The 958-nt window shown below is 65.1% G+C and carries 1 protein-coding gene; it reads left to right on the top strand.

Annotated elements, in window-relative coordinates:
- A partial coding sequence (locus RFN28_RS34635) for a transposase (RefSeq protein WP_320291601.1) occupies nt 1-790 on the top strand: 790 nt, incomplete at its 5' end.
- Nucleotides 791-958 lie beyond the last annotated feature (168 nt).

Raw genomic sequence — 958 nt, 5'->3', positions numbered from 1 at the left:
CGTCGTGTGCGAGCCGACCGGAGGGCATGAGAGCCTGCTGCTCGAGGAGTGCCTGCGCGCCGGCATCGCCTGCCATCGCGCCGACACGCTCAAGCTCAAGAGCTTCATCCGTTCCTTCGGCACGCACGGCAAAAGCGACCCCATCGATGCCGGCATGCTTTGGGCCTACGGCCGCGAGCGCTGGGAAAAGCTGTGCCTTTGGCAGGCTCCGGACGCCGACGCGGTGCGCTTGCGCGCCCTGGTCCGCCGCCGCCAGGAGCTCATCGCCCTCAAGGGCGCCGAGAAGAGCCGCGCCAAGGCTCCTTGCAGCCGCGATCTCGCCGCCTCCTTCAAGGCGCTGATCAAAGCCGTCGAGCATCAGATCCAGACCATCGAGGCCGCCATCCGCGAGCTGATCGCCAACAGCAGCACCCTCAAGCGCCGGGCAGCCATCTGCACGGCCATGGACAATCTCGGCCCGATCATGGCGGCCAAACTCTTGGCCAGCTTGCCCGAGCTCGGTTCCATGACCCGCCGCAAGGCCGCAGCCCTTGCCGGCGTCGCGCCGCATCCCAACGACAGCGGCCAAAGACGCGGCTACCGCAAAATCCGCGGCGGACGCCCTGACGTCAGAAGCATGCTCTACATGCCGGCCCTGTGCGCCGCAGCCGGAAAGGGCGAGTTCGCAGCCTTCTACAAACGCCTGCGCGCCAACGGCAAAAAGCCTATGGTGGCCATCGCCGCCGTCATGCGAAAGATCGTCGTCACCCTAAATGCCAGGCTCCGGGACGCCATGATTCCTCAGAGTTGATGACGAAGCGTTGGCGGAGCCGGAAGAATCAAGTGCTGAGACGTCGGCGGGGCAGCGCCCCCTCATATGATGAGTTGAAGGTCAAGGGGGTTGTGGCGCCATTTTGTGATCCTTTGTGTTGTCGACGGTATCCAGTTGCGCCCATTGTCAGTACCGGCAGGCCACGCC

Origin of the sequence: Mesorhizobium album (genome assembly GCF_033977205.1) — a bacterium.
Classification (GTDB): domain Bacteria; phylum Pseudomonadota; class Alphaproteobacteria; order Rhizobiales; family Rhizobiaceae; genus Mesorhizobium; species Mesorhizobium album.
This window is presented reverse-complemented; position numbering and strand designations above follow the sequence as displayed.